Consider the following 8218-nt stretch of genomic DNA (forward strand, 5'->3'; position numbering starts at 1 on the left):
AAGCCTCGCTATTCTGAAGTGATTCTTCATCGAGAGACCGCAATATCCATCCAGAATACGTACTTCTACCGCCTATCAAAAATCCCGCTTTGTCCTTTATAATTGGGATTTCCAAAGCCAGATTGCTAGTAACCGGACCGATGGAACCTTCGCCGGCAAATTGTTGCGTGTTCGCATCCTTGGTCTTAATGTCAAAAACAGCGGATAATCTGCCTCCATATTCGGCCGGAATGCTTCCTTTAAAGATTGTCACATCACCGGATGTAAAAGGATTCAGGGCCGAAAAAATACCAAAAAAATGGGATGGGTTATAGATAACGGCATCATCAAGAAGAATCAGGTTTTGATCGGTCTTGCCTCCGCGTACATTATAACCCGAAGCTCCTTCACCGGCGGTTGTGATACCGGGCAAAGACGTCGCCGCTTTTAGAATGTCCCTTTCCCCGAGGACCAAAGGTATGGTCTTGATCTGTTCTACCTTGATTTGGGTCACGCCGGTAATAGCGGTCTCGACGTTCTTATCCCTATTGCCCGTCAGCACGACTTCGTCTAGAAGCTCTACGCTTTCGTTCAAGTTGAAATTTAGATCCCCGTTATTATAGAGTATCACTCGTTTCTGCGAATCCTCTATACCCAGGCCTCTGGTCTTGACCAAGTTTTCTCCTGCCGGCAATGTAATCGAATAAAATCCTTCGTTGTTGGTCGAGGTACCTATTTTTCTTCCTGAAACCAATATGGCCAAATCTGCTATGGGCTGACCGGTAGCATTGTTTCGGGCATACCCGGTTAGCGTGTAGCTTTGCCGCATACTGTTCTTGTTTTCCCTTCCGATGCGAACAACTTCAATGGTTCTGTTTGCGTTGCTTCTTTTTGGCTCGTAGAGTATTGGGCCAGTCGTAACCTGATTGTCTTCAGTTTCTTCGTCTGCAACTACTCCTTCTCCAATCTCTTCGTCATCAACCTCTTCGTTACCAACCTCTTCTTCTGGAGTGATTCTGGATTGGGGCAGGTCAAAGAAATTTTCAGAAAGAGTATCATAAATTTGGCTGTTACGCGTCAATATCACTCGATTATCCTCAAAAAAATAAAAATTGATGACCGTATTCTTAAAGATAACCCCCAAAAGGTCACGAACCGATATATTTTGGTAATTCCCTGAAATGGATTGGTTTTCCAACCACGAATCAATGTAAAAAAATTGATAATCCGTCAACTGCTGAATTTCGTTCAAGGCATTTTGTGCAGTGGATTCGATAAAGGAAATAGATATTTTTTCAGTCCCTTCTTGCCCAAAGGTGTATTGGAATAGAAACAGGATTGCTAAAAGTAAAAATATTTTCATTCGGCTGCCCCGTTTTGTTTTGAGAGTTCCAGTTCGATATTTTTCAGAAGGGATTTCATGAAGTACTCAGTGTCGGTATTATCGGAGGCAGTATTATAGTAGGCATTGATATTTTTCTTGAATTCGGGGAATATCCGTATTAAGTCTCTCTTTTTCGGGATAGGATAGTACTTGCCTTTATAATTCAGATAAATTTCAATGTCGCTCTTGAATTCATAATAAACGAGTTCGCTTCTTATTTTTTTTAGTATGTTCTTTTTGTTCTTTTTCAGTAATGTAAAAGATGAGGTTTCCAATAGCACTTCATAGAAACCTGAAACTTCATTGGCCTCTTGAATGCCTCGGTCAGTATTGATGAATTTATGGGCATCTATAACGAAATTTTTGATTTTAGCGCTATTAAGTCGCAAAACAGTTCCCTTACCGTTTTTTGAATTGATCAGCAACACGTCTTCGTAACTATCGTACTTTAATTGCAATTCGTAATAGGGTTGCCCTTCGTAATTAATAGATCCCGGTAAAAATTCAGAAGTCTTAAAGAACTTGTGCTTTTCGTTTATGGTTCGATATTCTTCCACATAGGCGGTGCCCTTGTAAATTTGAAGGTTTTGGGTTCCGATTTGTTGATCGAACCAGTTGTAATACTTTTTGTTTTCCTGATTCAATTGACTGTATAGAAAAAAGGGCATCGAAAGGAAGATAAATAGCACAATACCAGTACAGCGATGAGGTTTAAACATGTTTCAAAAAATTATGGACGATAATGTGTTCTGGGGAATGCCTTAGAGTTCTATAGGACAGTGTCTCAGCGAATGGAATTGAGCCTTATGGATATGCTATAAGTGGTTATTTATTTTTAGCGATAGGTTCCATTCAAATTTAGAAATTTCCTTTCTAATATAAATATAACTCCCTTGTATTATCTATATCAGATGGTAAAAACGTTGTATAAAAAAAAGAGACCAAAAATTAGATTGGCCTCCTTTTTATACATACTATTTTATATTAAATGCTAATTGACATCCCAGAACAACTTGCTTTCAATGGTATCGCCATCATCCAATTTTGATACGGCGGTTGCCCTATTCGTACCATTCAAGGTCTGAAGTATTTGCGGATATCTAAGCCTTGTGGGCAAGTCATTGACCGGAATTCTAGGAATAAATTCGTACGATGGTACGCTATTCTCTCCAAGGGCAGCGACTTGACTTTGAGGTAAGATGACAGTTTCACCCACTTTAACCAAGGTGGTAGGAAAACCGGTTCTACGATATTCCGACCAAGCATTATGCGGTTGCATATAGCTTGCCACATATTTCTGGTTCATCACGGTTTCTTGGGTGGCAGCCGGTAACCCTGCAACAAAAGCGTCTACTGTTGCTGCGGCAACACCCCAACGCTCCATCGACGCACGTACACCATTCTCATAATTTTCTTGTGTAAAACCGTTATGTTCTGAAATAACGAACTGTACTTCCGCATATTCCATTAACATTTCGCTGTAATCAGGTTTAAGAATATTACTGCTCGGCCAAGAGAATGAGGTGAAGGGTAAAAAATTAGCCAATTGAAAGGCATAGGGTATTCCTACGTAATCATCGTAATTTTCGCTTCTGTCATAGGAATCATCCTTTACATCTTCAATAGAGACACTTGCCGGAGCGGCCATCTCAAAAAGCCGCGCATCGGGACCGAAATTACCAGTTTCTCCTTTAAGTAACTTAACAAAAGGAGCTGCTACCGCAAAATCATTTCTTCCAATATAATCGACCCAAATAGGTGAGGCGGTTGCATCGGCAACATCATAGGCTTGAGCAGCGTTGTCTTCGTTAGATTCCATGACACCGTCAGCTAATGCTGCCTCAATAGCTGCATTGGCTGTTGTAGGGTCTACATTTCTAAGACGATTGGCAACTCTCAAAATTAGGGAGTTGGCAAACTTTTTCCATTTCAACGCATCGCCATTAAAAATTTGATCACCACTTGTAAATACCGGTTCGGATACAACAATCATATCAGCTGATTCCCGTAACTCCTTAAGGATATCCGCATATATTTTTTCCGCAGGAGCGAATACCGGGGAAAAAATTTCATCTACATTTAATCCCTGAAAATCGGGGTCATCAGATCCATACGAATAATAAGGAATATCACCGAAAAAATCTGTGGCCTGATGAAAATTATAGGCCAACATAATGCGTGCCGCGGCAATTTGGTTTTCGTTGTTACCAACACTGGCCGCTAATGTTCTCGTTGCTTCATCCGTATTAAAATCGATTATCGCTTTCAAGTCGGTACCGACTTTGTAAGTATCAGTGTAATGATCCTCAGCAACTTGCTCTCGATAGTCGAATCGGTCATCGTCTGCATAAGCATTTTGTCCCCAATATTGCATCCATGGCAACGTAAGCCTACCGGAACCAAAAGTGTTCCTTCGATTGTCCATCATTTCCTTTGTTGCACTGTTAAAAATTAAATTTGGCAGTACGCTTTCCGGACTATTGGGATTCTGGTTTATATTCTCTATTTCATCGCTACAGGAAATAAAACAAGATGTAGCAATTAACGCTGTAATTAAAAATATCTGTTTCATAGTTTTTTAAAATTTAATTTGTAAGTTGAATCCGTAGGTTCTTGTAGACGGTAACGAACCACCTTCACTACCTTGAATGTTTCCACTACCATTAGCGGTTACTTCGGGATCGAAATATTCATTGTCCAAGCCCCATACGAAAAGGTTACGGCCATAAGCGCTAATCCTAACCGATTCCAAAGCATCTTTAAACCATTCACCGGGTAGGGTGTAACCTAAAGTGATCTCACGTAATTTCACATAGTCCGCATCAAAAACGTTTTGGGCATCACTTCTTAAGAAGAAATCCGTTCCCCAGGTCTGTGCAGAAATTACTTGCGTGTTGGGTGCCGTATCAGTCACCGTATAATCGCCTTGATCATCATAAGTGATAGTTCCAGTTACACCTTCCAAAACCAGACCGTCTTCTCGAATATTATTGGCCGCAGTCTCTTCCAGAATACCGGAGTAATGTCCCCATGCATTCGTTAAAGATCGATATTTACCGCCTTTTTGCATATCTATTAGAAAACTGAAATCCAAATTTTTAAATTTAATGCTGTTTCTGATACCCATGTTATAGTCCGGTAATACGGAACCTAAATTTTCTACATTCCGGGTTTCGGCATATCTACCATTTGCATCGACTACGCGATTACCTTCAGCATCAAACACATAGTTGGTGCCGCGGATAACCCCATAAGGTTCACCGACTACAGCATTCAAGGTAACGCCGTTGAAAGGGAATCTACCGATTTCTAAGGCTTCAACCCCAGGCAATAACTCTAAGAGCTCATTCTTGTTTTTACTAAAATTCCATGTAAAATCCCATGAAAAGTCCTCCGTCCGTATCGGTGTGATATTGACCAAGGCTTCGATACCTTTATTCGATAATTTACCAGCGTTGGTTACCGTTGCTTCATACCCTGTTCCGGGATCTAGAGATACGGGAGTAATCAGGTCATTGGTAAGCTCATCGTAATAGGTAATATCAAAACTCAATCGATTTTTAAAGAATGCCATCTCCAAACCTACTTCCCAAGTATCCTTTTGTTCCGGACGCAAGTCGGGATTGAGATTATCATCTGGCTGATTGAACCTTGGAGTACTAAGAAAAGTTGGTCTGCTTCCAAAGGTATTTATCAATCTGTAGGGTTCGGTATCGTTACCAACTTGGGCCCAACCACCACGTAGCTTTCCTAAGGATAACCAAGGCGCATCGATTAAATTGGAAAAAACAATACTACCGTTTACCGAAGGATAGAAATAGGAATTGTTTTCGGCGGGCAATGTAGATGACCAGTCATTCCTACCGGTCACCGTTAGATATAGAAAATTATCATACCCAAAAGAAGCCGATCCGAATACACTGTTAATTCTTCGGTCTGTATCAAAATCGAAAAAAGTTGCTGGCCCATTGGTATTATTGATGTTATAGATTCCTGGTGCTGCTAAACCACCCTCTGTTTCACCACCTGTTCTATGCGTTTCGGCATCCCTTCGGTTCATACCTACAAGCGCATCAAAACTTAATTTATCATCAAAAAATAGCTTATTATAGTTAAGTGAAGCCTCGTAGTTGATCTCTTGAAAGTTTCTATCGTTTTCTTGATATTCTGATTGAGCTTGTCCACCTACGGCAATTTGTTCCGAAATTCTTAAGTTGTAGGTGTCCGCATATATTTTAATGGATGCGAACAAGTTATCGGTTACGTCATATTTAAGACCAAGATTACCGTACCAACGTACTCTTTTATCCTCTGCGGTGTTTTGGTTTATAATCCAATACGGGTTATCCGAAAATCGAGGAGTTGGATTATCGAATGCCGTTCTGTTCCAAGTTCGTTGAGTACCGTCGGGCAAGCGGTAATTTTGCAGACGTTCCATGTCCAAAGAGGTTTGTCCGAATTGATAGAATTGTTGAATAAAACCGGTGTAGCCAGTCTCAGGTCGATTAAAACCATCGGTTACCGTGAAGTTTACCCCGGCATCTATAGTTAGCCTATCATTTATTTCTGCAGAACCATTAAAATTTAAATTTGTCTTGTTCAAACTTGAATTTGGAATAATACCTTGGGTTTGGGTATTGTTCATAGATAACCTAATGCTTGATTTTTCTGTTCCCGTGGAAAAGGAAACCCCGTTATTATAAGATATACCTGTATTGTAGAAGGTTTCACTAGGATTCTTCGGGAATATCCAAGGTCTAGGATTTAAAAAATCCTGTGGGAATTCAGGATCAAAAGCATCCCAATGTAGCACTAATCTGCTAGGGTCGTAGCGAGGCCCCCAGGATTCATCCGTCGCATAATCAACAATATCATAGGTTGTTCCATTGATAGTGGCTTGATTGAAATCACTTTGACCAATGGTATCAGGGTTGCCGGCACCGCCTCCATATAATTTTTGGATTTGGGGAAAAACATTGATTTTATCAAAAGACACTCCCGAATTGAAGGTGATTTGAGGTTTTCCAGCTTTACCGGATTTGGTGGTAATAATAATCACACCATTTTGGGCGCGTGAACCGTAAAGCGCCGCCGCCGGGCCACCTTTAAGCACGTTCATACTCGCAATATCGTCGGGATTAATATCTTGGGAAGCATCACCATAATCCCTACCGGCAGTACCTTGCTGTTGCCCAGTTGAGTTAAAGTTACTGTTGTCCAAGGGTACACCATCAACCACAAAAAGAGGTCTGTTGTCTTGGGTTACCGAACCGGCTCCCCTTAGCAATATTCTCGAAGAACCGCCGAGGTTACCACTGGAGTTGGAAATAGATATACCAGCTACTTTACCAGAAAGCGCATTTATTGCGTTAGTGTTACGTGCTTCGGTTAGTTCATCACCATCAACAGCTTGGGTCGAATAGCCTAGGGATTTCTTTTCTCGTGAAATTCCAAGGGCCGTAACCACAACCTCATCCAGCGCCTGTGCATCTTCTACCATCTGTACATCGACGGTATCTCCTGCACCAACGGTTTCAGATTTATCCGCCTGTCCGATATAAGTGAATAAAAGTACATCACCCTCACTGGCCTCAATGGAATAATTCCCATCAAAATCGGTTTGGGTACCATCGGTAGTACCTTGAACTAAAATGTTCACCCCTGGTAACGGGAGGTCATTTTGATCGGTCACCGTACCGGTCACCGACTTTTCCTGTGCAAAAGATATTTGCACGACCAACGCCAATAATAGCGTCAGCAATCCTTTGTGTCTTGCTCTCATTTTATGTTTATTTGAATTAGCTAATCGCAAAAGTGCTAATTTCAAGTTAATTATCCAACTATCTTTAACATTAAGTTATGCGCGCATAGCTTTTCGATTGTTAAATTAGGGAGGTCAAAGGCGGGTGTTTTGTTACTTTTGCAACAATAATATGGAATTGTCCCTATGGTATCGACTATAATGGTGTGAAATTGTTAACCAATTAAGAATTATGTAAATGTGTGATTTTGGGATACGGTTAGTAAAAAATGCCTTAGAGCACATATGATTTTTTGGTTTAAGGGAAGAATAGGGATTCTAATTCGGATTTTCAATTTCCAAGACCGGGCTGAACCTCTTTGGGACGTGTGTTGAGTGTTTTTGACCCCATAAATTTCCCTATCCTTTAACACTCTATCCAATTCGAGTACAGATAAAAGGTGTTGAGAGGATGATTTTTAGCTTCATGGCGAGGTAAAAAAAAGTCTTTAAAAAAAACCTTTAAAATAATTCCCCAACGATTTGAATTTCTATGAAATAGTCTTACATTTGCCAGCCCTTAAACAAAGGGTTAATTTTCATACATATAGTATAGTATGCCAACAATTTCACAATTAGTACGAAAAGGAAGGTCCACGATTGCCAAGAAGAGCAAATCGGCGGCTTTGGATTCGTGTCCCCAACGCAGGGGTGTCTGTACACGTGTTTACACGACTACACCGAAGAAACCGAACTCGGCCATGAGAAAAGTGGCCCGTGTTCGATTGACCAACGGTAAGGAAGTGAACGCTTACATACCCGGCGAAGGGCATAACCTCCAAGAGCACTCGATAGTATTGGTAAGGGGCGGAAGGGTAAAAGATTTGCCAGGGGTTCGATATCATATCGTTCGGGGTGCCTTAGATACCGCAGGTGTTGCGGGTAGAACCCAACGGAGATCGAAGTACGGAGCAAAACGACCCAAACACTAAAAAAGGTAGGAGTTATAAGGTACGAGGTGCGAAGTTAAATGTTTTTAAACTTCGATCCGTAACTTGCAACCTTCCACCTGAAACTTGTAAGAATGAGAAAAAAACAGGCAAAAAAAAGACCGT

At 41.0% G+C, this 8218-nt stretch carries 5 protein-coding genes; 1 reads left to right on the forward strand and 4 read right to left on the reverse strand.

What is annotated here, in order from left to right:
* From ACEW8S_RS13730 to ACEW8S_RS13745, 4 genes are all read right to left on the reverse strand, one after another.
* A partial coding sequence (locus ACEW8S_RS13730) for a carboxypeptidase-like regulatory domain-containing protein (RefSeq protein ID WP_373518712.1) occupies positions 1-1342 on the reverse strand: 1342 nt, incomplete at its 3' end.
* Positions 1339-2031 carry a hypothetical protein gene (locus ACEW8S_RS13735; RefSeq protein WP_373518713.1) on the reverse strand — a complete coding sequence of 231 codons (693 nt, stop codon included), beginning with the start codon at positions 2029-2031 and terminating at the stop codon, positions 1339-1341. The genes ACEW8S_RS13735 and ACEW8S_RS13730, both read right to left, overlap by 4 nt.
* A 323-nt stretch (positions 2032-2354) precedes the next feature.
* On the reverse strand, positions 2355-3935 hold the full coding sequence (locus tag ACEW8S_RS13740) for a SusD/RagB family nutrient-binding outer membrane lipoprotein (protein ID WP_373518714.1): 1581 nt from the start codon (positions 3933-3935) through the stop codon (positions 2355-2357).
* Positions 3936-3941: 6 nt separating this feature from the next.
* Positions 3942-7145 carry a SusC/RagA family TonB-linked outer membrane protein gene (locus ACEW8S_RS13745; protein ID WP_373518715.1) on the reverse strand — a complete coding sequence of 1068 codons (3204 nt, stop codon included), beginning with the start codon at positions 7143-7145 and terminating at the stop codon, positions 3942-3944.
* A gap of 575 nt (positions 7146-7720) precedes the next feature.
* Here ACEW8S_RS13745 and rpsL point away from each other — a divergent pair.
* Positions 7721-8095, forward strand: coding sequence for a 30S ribosomal protein S12 (gene rpsL / locus ACEW8S_RS13750; protein ID WP_373518716.1), 375 nt, complete (start codon positions 7721-7723; stop codon positions 8093-8095).
* Positions 8096-8218: the final 123 nt, after the last annotated feature.

Source organism: Pricia sp. (assembly GCF_041745955.1).
Taxonomy (GTDB): domain Bacteria; phylum Bacteroidota; class Bacteroidia; order Flavobacteriales; family Flavobacteriaceae; genus Pricia.

Excerpts from the sequence above, each read along its gene's own strand:
- ACEW8S_RS13740 (WP_373518714.1), bottom strand. The coding sequence starts at position 3,935 with ATGAAACAGATATTTTTAATTACAGCGTTAATTGCTACATCTTGTTTT.
- rpsL (WP_373518716.1), top strand. The coding sequence starts at position 7,721 with ATGCCAACAATTTCACAATTAGTACGAAAAGGAAGGTCCACGATTGCC.
- ACEW8S_RS13735 (WP_373518713.1), bottom strand. The coding sequence starts at position 2,031 with ATGCCCTTTTTTCTATACAGTCAATTGAATCAGGAAAACAAAAAGTAT.
- ACEW8S_RS13745 (WP_373518715.1), bottom strand. The coding sequence starts at position 7,145 with ATGAGAGCAAGACACAAAGGATTGCTGACGCTATTATTGGCGTTGGTC.